This window comes from Salipaludibacillus neizhouensis (assembly GCF_002886185.1).
Taxonomy (GTDB): Bacteria; Bacillota; Bacilli; order Bacillales; family Salisediminibacteriaceae; genus Salipaludibacillus; species Salipaludibacillus neizhouensis.
Window position 1 is genome coordinate 2,466,343 of the sequence record NZ_KZ614146.1, and the last position, 19,807, is coordinate 2,486,149.

A 19,807-nucleotide genomic window follows, 5' to 3' on the forward strand; every position below is an offset into this window, starting at 1 on the left:
AAGAAGATGAATTTAAGGACAAACAATTGAGTTGTTGAACAACCTTTCCGTTGGTATACTTACAACTACAGTAAATTAATTTTTTGTGATGATTTCTGACAGAAAGAGGGAAATAGAATGGCTAATGATAAATTAGATGAAATTCTAAAACAAGGTATTTACGGGAAACCTGAAATTCGACCCGAGGAACGCAAACTATTTTTAACTACAATTGCAGAAAGAATTTATCTTTATTTAACACATTCACAAGTGAGACATCAGGGATTCTATCCAGAAGCTGAAAAGATAATGAAAGAGAAAAAGAATGCTCATTTATATTTAAATGGTCGGTTGAGTTACCAGTTTTACAGTAATTATATTCAATTGGCAAATAAACACTCTATTCCTTTCACCATTATCAATGACGGTCACGATACACCAGTAGGAATTGTTCTAGCAGCTGATCATGCGATAAATCAAGAAAGTAATATGTTTATTGACGACGAGTTGTATCAAGATGATATGAAATAAGATCGGGCATTCGCCCGATCTTATTTTTTCTTTCTATTCTATCTATCAGGATCTGCTGGATGAATGGCTCTAGGTCGTCTATTCTTAAGTGGCATTGGTGCACGAAGTATAACGTCTCTGGCTCCCTTCCACTGAAAAGGAATAAATGGCCAAAAATAAGGAGTCTCAAAAACACGCATGGATGTTAACAGGATCAATAGCATGGCAATCCCAAATACAAATCCAGGAACATTAAAGACAGACACAATAATCAATAACATTACTCTTACTAAGCGATTCGCCAGTCCCATTTCATAACTTGGTGTTGCAAAAGAGCCTACAACAGATACCGCTAAATATAAGACTACTTCGTAGGAAAACAGTCCAACTTCTATAGCTACCTCGCCAATTAATATCGCTGCAACTAGTCCAAGTGCTGTTGCCAGTGCTGACGGGGTGTGTATAGCAGCCATTCTTAACATTTCAATTCCTGATTCTGCTATCAAAAACTGGATGATTAAAGGTAACCTTCCAGCATCCTCTATTCCGATGTAGTCCAATTGAGCAGGAAGAAGGTTGGGATTTTTAGCTAATAAATACCATAACGGTAGCAGAAAAATAGAAACCCACACTGCCAGAAACCTTACTAGCCTTAACGCACTTCCTATAACCGGCTTTTGTCGATACTCTTCAGCATGCTGCAAGTGATGCCAGAATGTTGTTGGTGAAATAATCACACTAGGTGAACCGTCTACAACGATAAGTACATGGCCTTCAAACAGATGACTCGCTGCAACATCCGGCCTTTCCGTATAACGTACAAGGGGATATGGATTCATGTGCTGCCCAAAGATAAACTCCTCTAACGTTTTGTCTCCCATTGGTAAGCCATCGGTCTCTATTTTTTCCAAGGCAGTGCGTATGTATTTAACAAGTTTCGCATCCGCCAAGTCTTCCATATAAGTGATACACATATCTGTATGCGATCTGACACCTACTCGTATATATTCATTGCGTAAGGATTTATCTCTAACTCTTCTTCTAATAAGACCCGTATTAAAAACAACCGTTTCAACGAATCCATCCCGAGCACCTCGAATTACTTGCTCCGTGTCAGGCTCTTCTGGTCCTCTAATAGGATATTCCCTTGTATCTATTAAAATTACTTCACTAGACCCATCGACAACCAGAGCTGCAGGACCCGAAAGTACTTGAATGACAATTTCATTTAAATCTGTTTCTGTTTCCAATTCAATATATGGAATTTTTGATTTTACTAAAGTTTTTACGACATCGCCTGTGAGGTCTTCTGCTTTCAATTTACTTAATTCACGCTGGATCTGAGTTAATGACATATCCTTAGCAAAAGCATCTACTACAAATATCGCCATCCGTAATCCATGAAACTCAAGTTCCAGCAGGATTAAATCAAAACTTTTATCAACCGCAAGCTCTTCTTTTAAATAAGCAACGTTCTTATCATAACTGCGAGAAGCTAGCTTTTTATTTAACGTCATTACTATCTTCACCTCCTAGACAATAGCTTCACCTACTTTATTCCACATCATGCAAGAACTATCGCAACAATCTCAAATCTATGAAGCATAATTATTGCTATGTTTTCATAATAAAAAGTAGGTGGACTTGTCTTAGAGGAGGGATAGAATGATAAAAAAAATAAATAAGCATTTTTATAAGATTGTATTTATTTCATTTGGAATCGCACTGCTTCTCATTTCCCTTCCTGCCTTTTCAAGTTGGACACAAAACAAAGAAGCATTTATTTTCTTTCCGGAAGACGAAACTGTCTTTTTCAAACATGCAAAGTCATCTATTGAGTTATTGAATAAGAAGGATGATGATGAATATGTACTGAACATCGCATTTGCATCGGAAACGAATAAACCCGCATTCCTGCGAAAAGATATGTCCCTTTTGTTTGAAAATGGAACATTTGTCCATGCCATGAAACAATCGTTAAAGGATCAGTTGTTTATTGAAGAGGTAGGGACATATGATGGGGAAGACAGTGGGAGATTTGACTCGATCACTTTTCATCATGCAGAGACTCATTATTCAAACGAACAAATAAACAGTAAGTACACGTGGAGTTCAGATCGATTATATGTCGAGGATTCCCCTTTCTCACTGCTTCATTCCTTTCATGAACCAGCAGACAAAAATGATGAGAAGGACAAAGAAATATTGGATAGTATTTTAACGCAACAGCTTACTTATGAATTAGAAGGATTATTAGAAGAGTTTCAAATTAATGGTGATTATTATCATGCTTTTACACTTCTTGACTTGCCTCAATATAAGGAGGTTGCTTTGCCAGGTCTTACGGAAAAAGAAACATATGCATCGCTTGGACGAATATGGGAAAATTTATACCGCTACTATGTATTAGGAATAAACACGTTCACAGAAGAGACTTACTCTCCATTAGGAAATAGTATTCCTCATATTTTACTGCATAAAGACGGCACTCACCTTTTGCTGCTATATGAAACTAACGATGGGACCAAACAGCAATTACTGCAATTAATTCAAAAATTAGACAGCTGATAACCCAGGATGAATTAAAGTAATTGCTTTAATTCATCCTGCAGGTTCTGGTAATCTTCATTATCTGGATTTAACTCCACTGCTTTCTCAACCATTTCTAATGCCTCATTTATTTGACCGTTTTCAGAATAGACAAGTGCTAAATTATAGTAGGCCTCATGGAAGGTCGGTATGAGTTCAATTGCAAGAAGAAGTTGTTTCTCTGCGTTTTCATAATCGTCCAATTTAATCATAACGTACGATAATAAGAAATGCCCGTTCGCCTCTGATTCCTTATCCGGTTGATTCTCATTTGACACCCCCATCTCCAAGTAAGGAAGTGCCTTTTCGTAATTTTCTGCTTCAATATATTCCTGTCCAACCTGGTAATATATCATAGATATTTGTTCAGAATCCGTCTCCTGTTGGTATCCAATCCAAAGTAGTATTGTTGCCGTTATTATCGTCACCACGAGTGATATCGCTTGAAAAATATTTTTCTTGTGCTTTGGAAGTCCTACTATTGCGGAAGCTAAAAATCCACCAATCAGACCTCCAATATGAGCACCATTATCTACCATCGGAACGAGAAATCCGAATCCTAAATTTATGATCAATATAACAATCACATTCATACCCATTGTTCGAAAAAACAACCGCTTATGATTTACACCGAAATACAGCAACGCCCCAAAACAGCCGAAAATTGCACCACTAGCTCCTGCTGACACATTATCGTTAAACATAAAACTTGACGCAGAACCTATAAATCCTGCTATAAAATATATAATCACAAAACGTCCTGTACCAAAAATTCGTTCGACAGCGCCACCGAGATAAAAAAGTGCGAGTGAATTCATAAATAAGTGCAAAAAACCGATATGTAAAAACATGGCATTAAATAAACGCCACCATTCTCCTTCAAGGATCAAAGGGTCAAATTTCGCACCAAACTCAATAAGTGTTACTGTACTGGTTGTGGACCCACGCATTTCGACAAAGGCAAAAATAGCTAAAATGATTCCTAAAAGCAAAAACGTAAAAAGCGGTTTCCCGTGAAGAAATAAATTCCTTTCTTTTTCCTCTCTCTTTTTTAAAGACTGCTTTACTGATTGCTTGAGCGATACTAGTAACTCATCTTGTCTGTCTTCATCTATATAATCCAAATTTATGTAACGAGGCATCTCACTTAGATCCCATTCGGTTGCGAGAGGGAACATTTTATCCTGTAATTCTTTGATCGGAATAAGGATCGTTCGAAATTGATTTTTTCCCCCTGCCGTTAAAGGCAATGCCTTTTGTACAATGCTCTCATAATCATCCACGGGAGTATGAATCGAGAGAATAACATTTACCACATTTGCTTGTCGAAGATTAAGTTTTTTGCTTATCTCTTTTGAGTACTCAAATGTTCTAGCAATACTGCGTCTTAAGTGATTACTCCAATCAAAATCTCTTTGGGTTAATTTAATAATCTGATAAGGCTTTTTGCGATCGTCTTCCAACCATACTTCTTCGTTATTGTTACTTATGTAAACAACCCTCATCCCTTCTCGATTAACAAGATGATGAATGGATTCCCAAAATCGAATAGAGAGTTCATTTCTGTCCATTTTCAAGCCCTCCTCTCTTAGAACATGTTCATGATTTCCCGCTTGCATTCTTCCATTGTTTTAACTTCCGCATACGGATGGACATCCTTACACGAAACTTCTTCCCGCGAATTTAGATAGATGACTTCCCAGCCAGCTTGTATCGCGCCTTTCACATCATGATCCCACGAATCACCAATAAACAGCATTTCTTCTGCTGCTAATCCTAGCCTTTTTTCTGCTATTCGAAAGATTTCTCTTGCTGGTTTAGAATATCCTACCTCTTCTGAGACAATGATATTGCCAGAGGGGATCCATTTATTCGCTCCGATTTTCTCCACTTTTTTATATTGTGTATCCGTAGTGCCATTAGTGATAATAGCCATTGGTATTCCTTTCTTATCAATATACGACAATAATTCATGCAGCCCCGTAAATGGTTCACTGTATTCATCTATAATATTATAGTAATATGCGTGAAATTCATCCGCTAACTCATCACCATAGGGCAACTTTAAAAATTTCATCGATTCATTAAACCTTAAACGTCGATATTCATCCCCACTAACTTCTTTTTTTTCGAATTTCCCCCAAAAACTATCGCTGTTTTGTTTGAAGACAGGGAAAAATTGTTGATAAGGGACATGCTCTTTTTTTAGGACATGTTTACCCAAGTATGTTAAATAGCACTCTTCTATTGCTTGTTTAAATGCTTTTTCATGACTGAATAATGTATTATCTAAATCAAACGCGATTCCTTTCCATTTCATGCAAACTTCACCTCTGACTATATGATATCAAAATACTGTGCGAACCTATATTATCTTATATTTCCCTCTCCATATTTATGCAAACAAAAAACCCCAGTTGCCTGGGATTCAATGTAAGGTCTGAAACATCATTTTTTCTCGAACAAATGGAATACGCATCATCCAAGAGACGGCTAATACTCGTAACCAACGCCTTTTCAGAAACATATTCAAAACTCTATACCTTTTCTTCCATAATACATATACTAACAATGCTACCATTATGCTTCCAACAAATCTCATTCTGCAATCACACTCCTTTAATACATAGCGTGATTCAAAAGCACTTATTTTATCCGAAGAAGCATCTGAATAAAAAATTAATTTACCGTCATCGTAAACTTTTTATGGATTACGTATTACGTTTATGGCATCGTTTAAAACCTTCGCAGAATGATGCAACTGTTTCGTTTCTTCCTCGTTCAAGTCTATCTCCACGATACGTTCGATTCCTTGGTTACTTACAATAGCAGGAACGCCAATATAAAGATCATTTAACCCATATTCTCCTTGCATTAAGGTTGAAATCGTCAAAATAGAACGCTCATTGCGAAGTATTGCTTTTGTTAATCGCGCTAAACCCATCGCAATCGCATAATGTGTAGCACCCTTCCGCTCGATTATATGATAAGCGGCATCGCGGACATTTATAAATATTTCATCTAAATCTTGTTGTGTTCCCGCTTGTTTGTATTTAGACATATATCTTTCAATCGGCTCTGAACCGATTCTAGTTTGACTCCAGACTGGTAATTCCGTGTCTCCGTGCTCACCGATGATATAGCCATGAATATTTCTAAAATCTAATTGGAAATATTCGCTTAACAGAAATCGAAATCGTGCAGTGTCTAAAATTGTTCCAGACCCGATTACCCGTTCCATCGGCAGCCCTGAAAATTTCCATGTTGCGTATGCCAGTACATCAACAGGGTTAGTGGCTACAATAAATATTCCATTAAAACCACTGCTCATCACCGATGCAACGATAGTTTTGAATATAGCAACGTTCTTTTCAATTAAATCTAATCTCGTTTCACCGGGTTTTTGATTTGCTCCAGCTGTAATAACTACAATATCAGCATCCTTACAGTCACTGTAATCTCCTGCCCAAATAGTTGTTGGTGCACCAAAAGGGATTCCATGATTTAAATCCATGGCGTCGCCCTCTGTTTTATTCTTATTTAAATCAATTAAAACCAATTCATCGGTAATATTTTGATTGATAAGGGAAAATGCATAGCTAGATCCTACCAACCCTGTTCCAATAACAACTACTTTTGACGTCTTACTTGCTGAAATCATCTTGAACCTCCATCACAGTTTAAGTCTCTTATAAAAACGTACACTACTTCTAACTAATCCGCAAGATGGTTTTATCACATTCCAATGTATTTAGTAAAAAGGGAAGTCGCTCTGGTAGTGTCTTCTGTCCCTTGAATAAGCGTTCTTCCGTCTGGAAATAACACTAAAGTTTCGCCTTCATGAAGTTCGGCTCTTAATAAAAAGGGCGTCTTTTTAAGTTTCTTCGATGATCTTCTCAGTATTCCTTCCCACTCGTTCAAATCAAATCCAGGGGTGTGATTAATTTGTACGGTTTCACGGCCACATAAAGTCGTTATATTATCTACATTTCTAGCTTCTAGACTTGGAAATGTCTTTAACTGGCAAGTTGGACATTTAACTTTAGCCTTGCCCATTTTCATCGTGAATTCGTTATTTTTCCATATATCAAACGTCGTCAATACTTGAGCAACTTGATCATCGTTTCCAGATAGTAATTTTAAGCAAGCCAACGCCTGAAGGCTTGCAACGATATCGACTACCGGAGAAAGAACGCCAATCGTATCACAAGTTTGCCCTGCCGTGTCATTCGTGGGGAACATGCATCGTAAACAGGCTGTTTTACCAGGAATAAAAACAGCACCCATCCCCCGTGAACTTACTGCTCCGCCATATATGAACGGTATTCCTTTCTTATACGCAACGTCGTTCATCAGGTATCTTGTTTGAAAGTTATCGGTGCCATCGATGATGACATCAACATCTTGCGTATAATCCTCGATATTTTCAGTAGAAACATCGGACACATATCCTTCTATCTTTATAGAACTATTTAGCTTTTTAAGTTTCTTTTCTGCGGCTACAGCTTTTGGTAAATAGTTTGCAACATCTTCCTCATCAAACAACATTTGACGTTGGAGATTACTAAGCTCCACATAATCCCGATCACAAAAAATAAGGTGGCCGATCCCTGAACGTGCAAGATGATTTGCAACAACTGTTCCTAAAGCTCCCATCCCAACTATAAGGACTTTGGAATCGCCCAGTTTTCTTTGACCTTCTTCACCGATAGGCTTAAATAGGATTTGCCTAGAATACCTTTCCCAAGAAGCTTCCATACGACGACCTCCTCGATTCATTAATCTTTATAAAAAATAAATGTACCCAATTATTCCACCAATAACCGCACCTGACAGTGTACATAAATCATTCACACGATCATTTGTTATCCATGAATAACCTTTTACTAAAATGGTGGCTTGATCGCAGTGTCTCCTTCTTTCTGTTAGTTCTCCACACGTTCTGCATTTATACAGCCCTTGGAACTTTGAACCAGCCATTGCGTCAATTACCTGACCTAAATAACCTGCAAAAATAAGGAATAGAGCTATCCACCATGGAAAGAAAAAGTCAACAATCATTCCCTGCATGCTAAAGGCGATGATAACAATAACCGTACTTCCCAGTATTCCAGCGATGTTTCCTAAAGCAGTTGTTCCTCCCGATTGTCCAACTAAGACTTTCCTATTAGTAAAAATCACCCTCGGAGTTTGTTTACTCGTTTTACCGATAGTGGAGGCCCATGTATCACTTGTTGCGGCTGCTAATGAACCAATAAAGGCCGTGATAAGAAACGTTTCTTTTGTGATTAAAAACAAAAGAGCTAGAATTGCTGACACACCACCGTTTGCAAATACTTGAGAAGCATCTCGAGTCTCCCCCTTTTCCTCAAAGGGTATTGAATTTCTTCCCGTATTTTGTCGTCCTTCAATTTTTTTACCTAAGATTGTCGAAGTTAGAAAAAAGCTAGCTAACAATACTAATCCATACAAGGAAAGCCCCAACGAAATAATTGCCCCAATCAAAACACTTGCAAAAGCTCCGCTCCGATTTAACGATTTCTTTTTATAGGAAATAATAGCAAGTAGACATACACCGGTAATAAAAAAAAATTGGATAGTTTGAGAAGGTGGCAATACAAGTCACTTCCTTCGTAGTTTGGCTATGTATTAAAACATGTGTATTTAAAATCCCTCTAGGCGGCTGAGTACTTTTATAAAATTCAACCTCGGATGCTATAAATAAGTATCGTTGACGTTTGAGATCACTTTTGATGGTGTAACAATTTTATTAACCGGAATATCATGACTTTCAACTGGAAGTTTCCCTTTAATTTGGAAGTCAAAACAAATGGATACTGTATGGAATAAGTAATCTGCTAACATTCGGTCATAATATCCACCACCATGACCAATGCGGTAGCCCCTATCATCGAATACAATTCCGGGAACAATCATTAGATCAATATCTTTCATGTCTACATACTCACATTTATGTGGATCAGGTTCTTTTAAACCATAAAAGCTAGTTTCAAGCTGATTTACATTCTCTAAATAATAAAAGTCTAATTTTTTGTCTTTAGGGGAGCAACGTGGAACAGCTATTTTTTTTCCTTGTTTCCAAGCTTGCTTAATGAGTGGCATTGTGTCTAATTCGATACCTACTGCTATTGTGACAGCAATAATTTCACTGCTTTTCCAATCCACCAATTGATACAATTGTCTATATATTTCGGTCAATTCTTTTGTCCGTATTTCTGGACTATGTAATGAAAGTTCCTTTTTCGTATTCTCTCTTAAGTTTTCTTTCATAATAGGATCCGCTCCCTAGTTAAATAGTCATTTTCATCATCTCATTTTTTATTTAAAAAGTAAAAAATGAAAGAAATAAGTTTAATTTGTAGCTGGAGAATACCACTGGTTTCTTTTTGAGACATTTATCAAACAGCAAGATGGTTTCACCTTTAGATGTCATTTTGTTTTATAATGCGACATTTTCACCTTTATTTAAGTGTATTATTTAAATTGTCCTCCCCTTGTATGGAGGGAGGTGAAAACTATGGGCCTTAAGGATTTAGAATTAGCAAGTTTTTCTAAGTATGAACTTGATTGCCTGTTAAATAGCATCAAGACGTATTTAGCGAAAAATGATGGAAGTGGAAAACGTAATCTGAAAGATCTTTTATTTATGTTAGAAAAAGAAATCAGTAATCGAAACTAATTAAAAAATCTTGTTGATAAACAGATTTTTTAATTCTTTAGGCATTATTAGGGGAGGACTTTAATATATAAAATAACTGACTTTGACTCGAAACACCTTTTAGTAACTAATCACTTCTAGGAAAGTATTGGTTTATCTTTTTAACCTATAACTCAAAGGATCTACTAGGTCTTTTGAATCCTGAATACATAATTACCTAAGGTTAGTAGCCTTTAAGTCTGCCTCTTTTGCAAGCCATTCTATGGATAATTATATGACGTTATCTAAGCTTCTCTTCATCATATAGAAAGTAAAAGAGCGACTATAAAACCTCTTGTGGGAGGTTTATAAGTCGCTCTTCCAATACTTATTACTTTGTTTCACGGTGAATCGTGTGACGCTGCAATCTAGGGCTGTATTTTTTGAATTCCATACGGTCCGGGTTTGTACGTTTATTTTTTGTCGTAATATAATTACGGTCGCCTGTCTCAGTGCAAGCTAAAGTTACTTGTACGCGCATATATTTCCCCTCCAAACTCTATTGTTACTCACACCTTAAAATAATAGCAGATTTTCGCAACAGATTCAAGCTAATAAATTATTTTTTGTGTACTTAAAATATTAGTTCGAAAATATTGGCTTTATTACTTAAACTTGTTAGTCGGACAATTCTTGAACTTTCTAAGGAAAAACAATGCCACCTGAACCGACAGAGCTTTCGCCGCCCCCGAGCAGCACCTATACAGTACGTGTGTCTTAAAGAGAGCTGTCAGCTCATACTTACCTAAAAACCTCCATAGAAATTAAAGCCTTAACTATTAGAAAATGTAAATAACGGAATATTCTTTTTTAACAAGTCATAGAATGGTGGTGGCTTCAACCATTAGAAAAACTATTTTTTGTGACTACTTAACCTTGTCCCCTAGTAATTGCTTGAATTCCTCGTGAGCAGATTCTAGATCATAAAGCTTTTCTCTCTTCACTGTCCAGTCGTAAAGAGAGACATTTTTATGAGGCTCGATTGTAATATCATAAACCATCCCCCAACCATAACTATGCTGGGATATCGGTGCATAAATCGTACTTCGAGATTTATCTTCTAGATATGCCTCCATGTCAATTTCATTCGTTTGATATTGTGAGGACCCTCCATTTGGACCAATTCCACTAACCAAATAATATTCTTGATCGTCACATACCATTATCGACTCATTATGAGGAGAATAATAAACAAACGGGACTGAAACGGAAGATTTCATATGGTATTGAATCATTAACTTTGCATGACAAATATCGCTTTTATCATTATAAATAACCAACTTATGCAACTGACTTTCTCCCGAGGATATTGGTAAATGAAACCACTTCATTCTTATTCCATTTTCTTCATTCTCTAAAAATTTTAACCCTTGTTGGGGAATAATAGATTGTTTTATGCCTTGATTTATTGTAAGTACGTATTCGTTATAAAAAGGGGCGAGACCTGATGTTGTTATTTCCATTCTGTTCATCTCCTTGTTCATTGTCTTTCTTCTCCTTCTATCGTACCTAGAATAATTCATTTCAACAAGAAGGTATTTTTGTTATTTTTTGTCACTATTTCTGCAGTATCACTAAAGAATAAATATAAAGAACCTAGGAACAAATCGTAATTTATGATATAAAATAATAGTAGCATTCTATTCACTAGGAGGAAAAATTATGGAATTAGTTATTATTGCATTATTAGGTGTGTCCGCTCTCTTATTTATCTTGTCTTTTTTTACTAAAGATCGCTATAAAGTAGTGGAAAAACAGCAAGAAAATATTTCGATTCAATTTATGCAAGAAATTTATCAATTAAAAAAGAAAGTAAAAGTTCTAGAAGAGGAATATATGCTTGAAGATGGCAGTAGCTCACCTAATAACAGTTTGAAAGAAAACATGAAGGTAATTAGCAGAGATGATGTGTTGGCTATGTATGAGGAAGGATACTCGATTGAGGAGATTGCTTCAATGAGTGAATACAACGCGGAGGACATCAAGGATCTATTGGAGAATTAATACATAGGATAGGAAGTGGAAAAGAATATGGCTTCTAAAGAAAACATACGCGGAGCAGCAGCTGGGTTATTCTTTGCTGGTGTTATTTTAGCCGGAATAAATTATCTTCAACCTACATCAAGTGAAAGTGAACAAAATTCAAAAACACGTGTAAATGCAAATGATATTACAACTGAAGAGGCATCATCTTTTTTGGCAGAAGAAGGTTTTTCAACAATACCAACTGAAGAATATGAGTTGCTCACTGAGCAACAAGACGACCTAACCGAAGAAATTACCTCACTGACAAGTCAACTAGAAGAACTCGAGCAATCTCAGGTTAATGAAGAAGAAACTACCCCGGACGAAACAAGTACTGAAGCTTCTGACTCAGAAGTCATTTATAATAGTGTACTTTCGATCAGCTCTGGAATGACAACGCAAGAAATAAGCGAACAACTAGTATCTCTTAATATTATTGACGATGCTGAGGAATTTTCTAACGCGATATTTGACAGGCAGTTAGAACAACGTCTTCAAATAGGTGAATTTACCCTTGATAGTCAAATGAGTATTAATGAAATTGTCGAAAAAATTACTTCCTCATAAATTAGACTGTTTCTTATAAATCGATGTTTTAATTCGAATTTCACGAAATTGTTCTAAATAAAAACAGGCGTATGATCAAGGATAATTCCCCCTTGTCATACGCCTGTTCCCTTTATAAGTTAGTCTTCATTGTTATCAATTACTAAGGTCATTGTCAATCTCATCAACCTCTTCCGCGTTATCAGGAGCATTAGGTCCTTCACGATACTCTTGAAGCTCAAAATAAGCTCCTAACGCACCTTCTGCAATACGATTGGCTACACCACTGGTATCAATATTAGCCGTACCAGGTACGACCACTGAGATAGCAACTTCCGGATTATCATATGGCGCATATCCAACAAACGTTTGGTTATTTGCCTCTATCCCTTCAACAAACACCTGTGCTGTTCCTGTCTTACCTGCAACAGTCTCCCCTACGTCACCAAAATAGGATCTTGCTGTCCCTTTAGGACCATTCACAACACGATTAAAACCTTCTTGTATTCTATCTAAATAGGTTGGATTAGAATCGAGATAGTTTAGAATATTTGGTTTAATTTGCTGCGAAAGAGCTCCCATCTCATTTAAATCCGAGTTAGGCTCACGAATTTCTTTGACTACTCTTGGTGCAATTCTAACTCCATCATTCGCAATTGTCGACACATATTGTGCTAGCTGCATAGTGGTATACGTGTCGAACTGTCCAAATGACAAGAACAATAACTGACTTGGGAGATCATATCCACCATTAATTCCTTTAAATTCATTTGGCAGATCAATACCTGTTTCAACCCCCAGACCAAATTGCTGGTAATATGATCGAAGGGTATCAAAACCATGATAATAACTGCCCCAGTTTGTTCCTGAGACACCTGGCGTGTAATCTACGAGCCTCATAGCTACATAAGTCATATATATGTTTGATGAACGTTCTAAGGCTGTGCGTTCATCTACGTAACCTAATGTACTCACAGAACTAATATCCTGTGACCCCGGTAATTGAAGCGGGCGATCATAAATCCCTACTCCCGGTTGCATAACTCCCGAATCTAGACCTGCAAAAACTGTTGCACCTTTTATAGACGAGCCGACAACATAAGCTGAGGTAAAAGTTCCAATGTCATTGTTTAGACCTGTCATAGAGAGCACATCTCCTGTATTCGGGTCCATCATGACGACATATGCCTCTTCATCATCAATAAAGTTACTGGCACTGCTGTTAATTTCATCTTCAATAACATCTTGAACACGTTGATGCAGTTCCAGATCAAGCGTCAGGACAAGATCATTCCCTCTACTTCCAAGGCTCTCTTCCGGATTACTGAGGATATTACCATCCTGATCAATTGAGTTTTCAAGTTCCCCTTTTCTCCCTTTGAGAACAGACTCATACTGCGCTTCTAAATAACTTCTTCCGACTTCTTCGTTTCGTTCATACCCTTGGGATAGAAATATATCAATTTCATCTCTCGGTATCGAACCTACACTACCTATAATTCCTCGTAATTCATTTCCATACATGTACTTTCTCGCTGAATCACGAATAATGTCTACTCCTGGCAACTGGTCCATATGTTCCATTATTTTAGCACTTTCTTCATATCCGATTCCACGATCAACTTTATGAGGCAAATTATTATACCCTGAATTAAACTCACGCCAAATTAGAAAAACTTCCAAATCATTGTCTGTCAGCTGAGAAAGTTCTTCTTCCGTAATATTATCTAGTCGCTGTAAATGTGCTTCTGAATCAGAAAGATCCATTTCTTCAGCTTCTTTTATCGAAAGTTTTCCCAAGTATTCCTCTTCGTTTAAAATTGACCAAAATTCTTTCCGGTCCCGTTCAAACTTATCTCCTAACTCTTCTACTTCATCACTCATAGAGATAAATTCACTGAGTTTCGTTGCTGTCTCTATCATTTCAGTTTGTGAAGTATTTCTGTTTGTGTATGTCACAGTAAATTGTAATTCATTATCAACTAAGAGATTTCCATACCGGTCATATATTAATCCACGAGGGGCTTCGACAGGTTGACTTACATTAACCGTACTTTCGAGCTGTTCTTGGTAAGATTCCCCCTGCACAATTTGTACAACACCCAGTCTTAATATCAATGCAGAGAAAAGCATGAATACAACAAAGAACAACAAATTGAGTCGAATTGATAAATGTGGTTTTGTTAATTTTTTTTCACTCATAGCGGAAACCCTTTCTGTCCTTCTGAAATAAAAAGTATGAATATTAAGAAAACATTTAGAATAGACACCCTATTTCATAAGGTGTCTATAAGACGACGTTGCCCGCATATGCGGTTATCTTCCAGGTTTCACGAACCCGCCAATGACAGGTGGGTGCTTGCAAAAATATCTTCAGCTTCCTTTCATTTTCAATAAGGCATGCTGTTAACATTTTAATATAAAGCTCCCAAAGTGAATAAATGTTCGGCTCGAATTATACTTGAAGTTCACCAACAAAGCAGGCATCTTTATTTAAGATTATTATATCACACGATACTCACTTTTCAATATGAAGCGATTGTCCTGTATTTATCTTTTCTTAAGCGCGCTATAGCTCTCTTTCTTGTTTGACTCTGGTAAAGAAATATCCTTGATAAACCAAAAGATAACGAAATGTCCTAGCCCAAGAAAGAGCAAAGCTATCGGTACCCCCTTTTCTTCACCTAAACTTAATATGGCGACAATCAGTATGAGAATAGAGGCAATTCTTCCGAAATTTAAAAATAATTCACGAACTACAATATATTCTACTCTCATTGTCGCAGCATCACGGCTGCTTCCTATGACATCATATGTTAAGGAAAGATAAGGAACTAGTAATAATGGATATGCAATGGATGCAAATACCCCGTAAATAATTAAATGTGTAAAATCTGCACCAAATGCGATGATAAAAACTGCAAAGTATAAAATAGTTCCTCCAATAAGGACCGCATATTTACGTTTGGTTTTCGGCAAAAATCTTCCTACAATAAAATAACAAATAAAGGACAAAAATGAAGTTATTAAACCATATGTGCCAATAGCTAGTTCACTTCCCGTTGCAATGTACAACCAGACAATGACAACAAAAATAAAACTCCCTTCCCTTAAACCTTGAAAAAAGTTCGCATGCAGGATATTTTTCCAATGACGATATTCTTTTCGATACGAAAAACCTTCAGCGAGTCGATATTCTCCTTTTGCTGACCTTCTCCCTAAAAAAAAACTTAAAAATACGGCTACTGAGAAGAGAAAAAGGGATCCTGAGAATATCACTTGATAACCGATTAGGTCTTCCATATATGTAATAACAAAACCAGCAAATATCGGGCCTATCATTCCTGCAAAAGAAGTAAGCAAGCCAAGAAATCCGTTGAAAAAGTCTCTTGTTTCAGGTTCCGTAATCTCAAAAGTAAGTACGTGAAAAGAAAGCCAGTAAAACCCATAGCCAATACCTAAGAGTGCACCTAAGAGGATTAAGTATTTTCCCGCCTGATCACTTAAAATAAGTACCGTCAAATAAAAACAGGATAGTGATATAACACCTAATCGCAATACGATAATCCGGTCTATTTTCTTTGCCCATCTGCCAGCTAGTATAAATGTTATGGGCTGCATAATAACTGCTGATAAATTATAAATAGAAAGTTTAATAAGATCCTCTGATTGTTTCCACAAGAACACATTCACAAAAGTATTTGATAAAGCGATACTTAAAGCATAAAGCCCTCCAATAACCAAAAGTAATGTAATGTCTTTATTTACTTCTATATCACCAATTAATTTTTGAGTCCATTTTTTCACACTACCAACACTCCTTTCACCAACATCACTTAGTTTGTCACGAAGGTAAAAGGATATTCTTGATTCTGTATGTAGAATTCAAAAAAGTGTTCCGAAAGCATAAGCTTTCGAAACACTCTAATTAAACTTTATTATTTAGCTGCAGAATAGCGCTTAGCTACTTCATCCCAATTAATTACGTTGAAGAATGCATCAACATAATTAGGACGCAGGTTTTGATACTTTAAGTAATAAGCATGCTCCCAAACGTCTACACCTAAGATTCCAGTCTTGCCTTCCATAATAGGTGTATCTTGGTTTGGTGTGCTTGTTACTTCAAGCTTGCCATTATTAACTGCAAGCCAAGCCCAACCTGAACCAAAACGAGTTAAAGCTGCATTTTTGAATTCTTCTTTGAACTTATCAAAGCTGCCAAAAGTTTCTGTAATAGCGTCCGCTAATTCACCTGAAGGTGCGCCGCCGCCATTTGGAGACATGATTTCCCAAAAAAGTGTGTGATTAAAGTGTCCGCCACCATTGTTTCGAACAGCACCTCGAATACTTTCAGGTAAAGCATCAAGATTAGTAAGTAAGTCTTCTAGGCTTTTTCCTTCAAGATCACTGTGACCTTCAAGTGCACCATTAAGCTTTGTTACATACGTGTTGTGGTGCTTGCTATGGTGAATTTTCATCGTTTCTTCATCGATGTGTGGTGTTAGTGCGTCATGTGCGTATGGTAGTTCTGGTAAAGTAAATCCCATTCATATCTCCTCCTTATATTTAGTATTGCAGGTATAAATTTTATTGAAAAATAAAAAATCCCCCACAATGATAAGGCCTTTTCTAATTTTTATTAGAAGAGGACTTCTTATCTTATTTCACATTATCAAATATTCCCTCAGCTTACAAATAATAAACCTTTGTTTTCAGATAAATCTACTTAGTCTTTAAATTTAACTACCGTAAAAAAGATTGTGTTTTAGAAGACTCCACGAGAATTTTACAAGGATAAAACAGAAAATAATTTTAACTAGCACTCAACATACCACTCTATACATTTTGAGTTGACTTGCTCCATGACATGAATGACATCCGGGGATTTATCATTTGGTTAGGACTCTTCAATTGAAGCATATTTGCGTTCTTAGAAAAATCAATAATTAGTTTTTCATCATATATCCATTCGACACGCTTTTCAATAGCAACGCGAAAAGGTAATGGTGTAGTTTCTATGAGTAATTCTCTATCTGTAATGTCTTGTTCCTTTAATTCAACTAATTGACTGACTCCACTTACGACACAGCCACATCCATCTGTTTCATACTGAATAAACAACACTTGATCTTCTTGAAGAGATGCTGTTTCGTTAATTACATTTATCGCTTCATTAGTTATAAAAACTTCCATTACATTCACTCCCTTACTTTCTTCATTATGAAGGAGGAAAAGAAAGAAGACAATTAAAAAGCTCACTAGCAATAGCTAGTGAGCTGTTAAAGTCAATATGGAGGAGGAAGAGGGATTCGAACCCCCGCGGGATTTGACTCCCCTGTCGGTTTTCAAGACCGATCCCTTCAGCCAAACTTGGGTATTCCTCCTAGAAAAATATGGTGGACCCTGTAGGACTCGAACCTACGACCGGACGGTTATGAGCCGTCTGCTCTAACCAACTGAGCTAAGGGTCCAAACTGGATAAGTCTATAAAATCATGGTAGCGGCGGAGGGGATCGAACCCCCGACCTCACGGGTATGAACCGTACGCTCTAGCCAGCTGAGCTACACCGCCTTGCTGTCCATCGCTCTTTTAAAGACAATGATTATCTTAGCACGGGAATCAAATACAAGTCAACACTTTTTTAAATCTTTCTCACAAAAGTTGAAGACAGCAGGAAGAAATGACCCCTTCCCGCTGCTAACAATCCCCATAATTAACTTTATTCTTCTTCCAAAATAGCTTCAGCAATATTCACTGAATGATCGCCTACCCGCTCTAAATTACTAATCATATCTACAAACACGATTCCTGCAGAACCTTGACAACTACCATCATTTAACCGCAAAATATGTTTTTTGCGAAGCTGTCTTTCCATTTTGTCAATTTGTTCCTCTTTTAATATAACAGATCTGGCAGCATCAACATCTTCATTTTCTAATGCTTTTATTGCCTCATCTAACGTATCAATCGTCAAACTGAACATTTCACGTAAATCTTCTTTTGCTAATTCTGACATTTTCACTTTATTTGCAACTTGGAACTCAGCTAATTCAACAATATTCTCCATATGGTCCCCGACTCTTTCTATATCACGGACCGTATCCATAAGCATAGAGTGTAAACGAGAATCATTAGCTGTTAAAGAGTTTGTTGAAATTTTAACTAAATAATCCGTAATTTTCCGATCCAAGTTATTAATTGCATCTTCAAATTGATAAGAAAGCTCTGCGTGGCGCTTAATTTTTGTTTCAACAAATTGAGAAGCTTCGGTTAAGCCTTGCCTAGATAACTCCGCCATTCTCAACGTTTCTTTCTTCGCTTGACCAAGAGCAATAGATGATGATTGCGAAATCAACACAGGATCGAGATGCTGCGCTTTGTACTCAATCACTGTTTCATCTCCTGGTATAAGTTTTGTAACTATAAGAGCCAATACTCCAATAAATGGTAGTTGGATTAATACGTTAGAAAAGTTAAAAATACCGTGAGCCACAGCAATGGTCATTTCTGGATTCAATACTAAAGAATCTTGTAAAAAAGAAATCATTGCAATATATGGACGTATAATAATTAAAACTAAAATCGTTCCAATAACATTGAAAATAACATGAGTTAGTGCTGCTCGTTTCGCTGCAATGGATGCCCCAATCGCAGCAAGTACTGCTGTAATTGTTGTACCTATATTGTCACCAAACAAGACTGGCAATGCAGCACTCAAGTCCATAGCACCTTGAGCAAAAAGTTGCTGTAATAAACCGATCGCCGCTGATGAACTTTGAACAGCTACTGTGAAAATGGTTCCTATTAACACACCTAATAATGGATTTTGACTCATACTAACCGTTAAATCCGTGAAAGCTTCCATCTCTCTTAACGGTTTCATACCATCGCCCATTAATTCTAATCCATAGAACAATGCGCCAAATCCGAAAAATACTTGCCCGTAATTATTTGCTTTTTTATTTTTCAGGAAAAAAATCAGAAAAGTTCCTACTGCAATTACGGGTAGTGCATAATCGGAAACTTTAAGTCCGATTATAAATGCTGTAACAGTTGTTCCGATATTTGCACCCATTATTACACCAATTGACTGGCGAAGAGTCATAAAACCAGCATTTACAAGTCCAATCGCAAGAACTGTGGTTCCTGTACTGGTTTGTAAAAGTATTGTTACTACAATCCCCGCAATAACACCCATTACAGGATTACTGGTAAACTTGTCTAATACATCTCTGAGTTTGTCACCCGCAACCTTTTGCAGTCCATCTCCCATGTATTTGATTCCAAATAGAAAAATACCCAATCCACCGAAAAACATAAACAACAAATCTCTTAGTTCCAATACGTCATCCCCTTGATCTACCAAGTTTCGATTTAATTCGATCTGTTTCGCTAACCTTTACTATCGTAAACTCTAATTATTAATAAAATATTAATGG

The 19,807-nt window shown here is 36.8% G+C and carries 19 protein-coding genes, 3 tRNA genes and 1 other RNA gene; 5 read left to right on the forward strand and 18 right to left on the reverse strand.

The window, feature by feature from the left end:
- The first annotated feature begins 117 nt into the window (after positions 1-117).
- A complete protein-coding gene (locus CEF18_RS11640) occupies positions 118-510 on the forward strand; it encodes a YueI family protein (protein ID WP_110936628.1) in 393 nt (130 codons plus the stop codon).
- Positions 511-548: 38 nt separating this feature from the next.
- Here CEF18_RS11640 and CEF18_RS11645 read toward each other — a convergent pair whose 3' ends face one another.
- Positions 549-2,006: a spore germination protein gene (locus CEF18_RS11645; protein ID WP_110936629.1), complete on the reverse strand. Its 1,458-nt coding sequence runs from the start codon at positions 2,004-2,006 to the stop codon at positions 549-551.
- A gap of 148 nt (positions 2,007-2,154) precedes the next feature.
- Between CEF18_RS11645 and CEF18_RS11650 the strand changes: the two genes are divergently transcribed.
- Positions 2,155-3,057: a hypothetical protein gene (locus CEF18_RS11650; RefSeq protein ID WP_110936630.1), complete on the forward strand. Its 903-nt coding sequence runs from the start codon at positions 2,155-2,157 to the stop codon at positions 3,055-3,057.
- A gap of 14 nt (positions 3,058-3,071) precedes the next feature.
- Here the strand turns inward: CEF18_RS11650 and CEF18_RS11655 are convergent, their stop codons facing one another.
- From CEF18_RS11655 to CEF18_RS11685, 6 genes are all read right to left on the reverse strand, one after another.
- Positions 3,072-4,649: a rhomboid family intramembrane serine protease gene (locus CEF18_RS11655; protein WP_183040885.1), complete on the reverse strand. Its 1,578-nt coding sequence runs from the start codon at positions 4,647-4,649 to the stop codon at positions 3,072-3,074.
- 17 nt (positions 4,650-4,666) lie between these two features.
- Positions 4,667-5,398 (reverse strand): HAD family hydrolase, encoded by a 732-nt coding sequence (locus tag CEF18_RS11660; RefSeq protein ID WP_110936632.1) that lies wholly within the window; start codon positions 5,396-5,398, stop codon positions 4,667-4,669.
- A gap of 384 nt (positions 5,399-5,782) precedes the next feature.
- Positions 5,783-6,739: an L-lactate dehydrogenase gene (locus CEF18_RS11670; RefSeq protein ID WP_110936634.1), complete on the reverse strand. Its 957-nt coding sequence runs from the start codon at positions 6,737-6,739 to the stop codon at positions 5,783-5,785.
- Positions 6,740-6,813: 74 nt separating this feature from the next.
- Positions 6,814-7,836 carry a ThiF family adenylyltransferase gene (locus CEF18_RS11675; RefSeq protein ID WP_110936635.1) on the reverse strand — a complete coding sequence of 341 codons (1,023 nt, stop codon included), beginning with the start codon at positions 7,834-7,836 and terminating at the stop codon, positions 6,814-6,816.
- 27 nt (positions 7,837-7,863) lie between these two features.
- Positions 7,864-8,694 carry a DUF92 domain-containing protein gene (locus CEF18_RS11680; RefSeq protein ID WP_110936636.1) on the reverse strand — a complete coding sequence of 277 codons (831 nt, stop codon included), beginning with the start codon at positions 8,692-8,694 and terminating at the stop codon, positions 7,864-7,866.
- Positions 8,695-8,793: 99 nt separating this feature from the next.
- On the reverse strand, positions 8,794-9,369 hold the full coding sequence (locus CEF18_RS11685) for a 5-formyltetrahydrofolate cyclo-ligase (RefSeq protein WP_110936637.1): 576 nt from the start codon (positions 9,367-9,369) through the stop codon (positions 8,794-8,796).
- Positions 9,370-9,616: 247 nt separating this feature from the next.
- Between CEF18_RS11685 and CEF18_RS25920 the strand changes: the two genes are divergently transcribed.
- A complete protein-coding gene (locus CEF18_RS25920; protein WP_183040884.1) occupies positions 9,617-9,778 on the forward strand; it encodes a hypothetical protein in 162 nt (53 codons plus the stop codon).
- A 349-nt stretch (positions 9,779-10,127) separates the two neighbouring features.
- On the opposite strand, the gene rpmG is transcribed toward CEF18_RS25920, so the two are convergent.
- Both rpmG and CEF18_RS11695 read right to left on the reverse strand, forming a co-directional pair.
- On the reverse strand, positions 10,128-10,277 hold the full coding sequence (rpmG, locus tag CEF18_RS11690) for a 50S ribosomal protein L33 (protein WP_110936638.1): 150 nt from the start codon (positions 10,275-10,277) through the stop codon (positions 10,128-10,130).
- A 385-nt stretch (positions 10,278-10,662) separates the two neighbouring features.
- Entirely contained in the window at positions 10,663-11,259 is a 597-nt protein-coding gene (locus tag CEF18_RS11695; RefSeq protein WP_147421958.1) for a hypothetical protein, read from the reverse strand.
- Positions 11,260-11,458: 199 nt separating this feature from the next.
- On the opposite strand from CEF18_RS11695, the gene CEF18_RS11700 reads away from it, so the two are divergent.
- Both CEF18_RS11700 and CEF18_RS11705 read left to right on the forward strand, forming a co-directional pair.
- The gene (locus CEF18_RS11700; RefSeq protein WP_110936640.1) at positions 11,459-11,800 is read left to right on the forward strand and encodes a hypothetical protein; all 342 of its coding nucleotides are present in this window, start codon (positions 11,459-11,461) and stop codon (positions 11,798-11,800) included.
- A 27-nt stretch (positions 11,801-11,827) separates the two neighbouring features.
- Positions 11,828-12,388: a hypothetical protein gene (locus CEF18_RS11705; protein ID WP_110936641.1), complete on the forward strand. Its 561-nt coding sequence runs from the start codon at positions 11,828-11,830 to the stop codon at positions 12,386-12,388.
- 135 nt (positions 12,389-12,523) lie between these two features.
- On the opposite strand, the gene CEF18_RS11710 is transcribed toward CEF18_RS11705, so the two are convergent.
- From CEF18_RS11710 to CEF18_RS11750, 9 genes are all read right to left on the reverse strand, one after another.
- On the reverse strand, positions 12,524-14,569 hold the full coding sequence (locus tag CEF18_RS11710; protein ID WP_110936642.1) for a peptidoglycan D,D-transpeptidase FtsI family protein: 2,046 nt from the start codon (positions 14,567-14,569) through the stop codon (positions 12,524-12,526).
- 95 nt (positions 14,570-14,664) lie between these two features.
- Positions 14,665-14,856, reverse strand: a non-coding RNA gene (gene ssrS / locus CEF18_RS11715) — 6S RNA.
- Positions 14,857-14,917: 61 nt separating this feature from the next.
- Positions 14,918-16,174, reverse strand: a complete 1,257-nt coding sequence (locus CEF18_RS11720; protein ID WP_110936643.1) for an MFS transporter — start codon at positions 16,172-16,174, stop codon at positions 14,918-14,920.
- Positions 16,175-16,305: 131 nt separating this feature from the next.
- A complete protein-coding gene (locus tag CEF18_RS11725) occupies positions 16,306-16,914 on the reverse strand; it encodes a superoxide dismutase (protein WP_110936644.1) in 609 nt (202 codons plus the stop codon).
- A gap of 289 nt (positions 16,915-17,203) precedes the next feature.
- The gene (locus CEF18_RS11730) at positions 17,204-17,560 is read right to left on the reverse strand and encodes an iron-sulfur cluster biosynthesis family protein (protein WP_110936645.1); all 357 of its coding nucleotides are present in this window, start codon (positions 17,558-17,560) and stop codon (positions 17,204-17,206) included.
- Between the two features lie 98 nt (positions 17,561-17,658).
- Positions 17,659-17,751: transfer RNA gene (locus CEF18_RS11735), tRNA-Ser, on the reverse strand.
- Positions 17,752-17,761: 10 nt separating this feature from the next.
- Positions 17,762-17,838, reverse strand: a tRNA-Ile gene (locus CEF18_RS11740).
- Between the two features lie 24 nt (positions 17,839-17,862).
- Positions 17,863-17,939 (reverse strand) — tRNA-Met (locus tag CEF18_RS11745).
- A gap of 148 nt (positions 17,940-18,087) precedes the next feature.
- Complete coding sequence (locus CEF18_RS11750; protein ID WP_223292293.1) at positions 18,088-19,710, reverse strand: Na/Pi cotransporter family protein; 1,623 nt, start codon at positions 19,708-19,710, stop codon at positions 18,088-18,090.
- Positions 19,711-19,807: the final 97 nt, after the last annotated feature.

What these genes read in the sequence shown, in the direction of transcription:
- CEF18_RS11640 (WP_110936628.1), top strand. Translation starts at nt 118, where the DNA reads ATGGCTAATGATAAATTAGATGAAATTCTAAAACAAGGTATTTACGGG.
- CEF18_RS11645 (WP_110936629.1), bottom strand. Translation starts at nt 2,006, where the DNA reads ATGACGTTAAATAAAAAGCTAGCTTCTCGCAGTTATGATAAGAACGTT.
- CEF18_RS11650 (WP_110936630.1), top strand. Translation starts at nt 2,155, where the DNA reads ATGATAAAAAAAATAAATAAGCATTTTTATAAGATTGTATTTATTTCA.
- CEF18_RS11655 (WP_183040885.1), bottom strand. Translation starts at nt 4,649, where the DNA reads ATGGACAGAAATGAACTCTCTATTCGATTTTGGGAATCCATTCATCAT.
- CEF18_RS11660 (WP_110936632.1), bottom strand. Translation starts at nt 5,398, where the DNA reads ATGAAATGGAAAGGAATCGCGTTTGATTTAGATAATACATTATTCAGT.
- CEF18_RS11670 (WP_110936634.1), bottom strand. Translation starts at nt 6,739, where the DNA reads ATGATTTCAGCAAGTAAGACGTCAAAAGTAGTTGTTATTGGAACAGGG.
- CEF18_RS11675 (WP_110936635.1), bottom strand. Translation starts at nt 7,836, where the DNA reads ATGGAAGCTTCTTGGGAAAGGTATTCTAGGCAAATCCTATTTAAGCCT.
- CEF18_RS11685 (WP_110936637.1), bottom strand. Translation starts at nt 9,369, where the DNA reads ATGAAAGAAAACTTAAGAGAGAATACGAAAAAGGAACTTTCATTACAT.
- CEF18_RS25920 (WP_183040884.1), top strand. Translation starts at nt 9,617, where the DNA reads ATGGGCCTTAAGGATTTAGAATTAGCAAGTTTTTCTAAGTATGAACTT.
- rpmG (WP_110936638.1), bottom strand. Translation starts at nt 10,277, where the DNA reads ATGCGCGTACAAGTAACTTTAGCTTGCACTGAGACAGGCGACCGTAAT.
- CEF18_RS11695 (WP_147421958.1), bottom strand. Translation starts at nt 11,259, where the DNA reads ATGGAAATAACAACATCAGGTCTCGCCCCTTTTTATAACGAATACGTA.
- CEF18_RS11700 (WP_110936640.1), top strand. Translation starts at nt 11,459, where the DNA reads ATGGAATTAGTTATTATTGCATTATTAGGTGTGTCCGCTCTCTTATTT.
- CEF18_RS11705 (WP_110936641.1), top strand. Translation starts at nt 11,828, where the DNA reads ATGGCTTCTAAAGAAAACATACGCGGAGCAGCAGCTGGGTTATTCTTT.
- CEF18_RS11710 (WP_110936642.1), bottom strand. Translation starts at nt 14,569, where the DNA reads ATGAGTGAAAAAAAATTAACAAAACCACATTTATCAATTCGACTCAAT.
- CEF18_RS11725 (WP_110936644.1), bottom strand. Translation starts at nt 16,914, where the DNA reads ATGGGATTTACTTTACCAGAACTACCATACGCACATGACGCACTAACA.
- CEF18_RS11730 (WP_110936645.1), bottom strand. Translation starts at nt 17,560, where the DNA reads ATGGAAGTTTTTATAACTAATGAAGCGATAAATGTAATTAACGAAACA.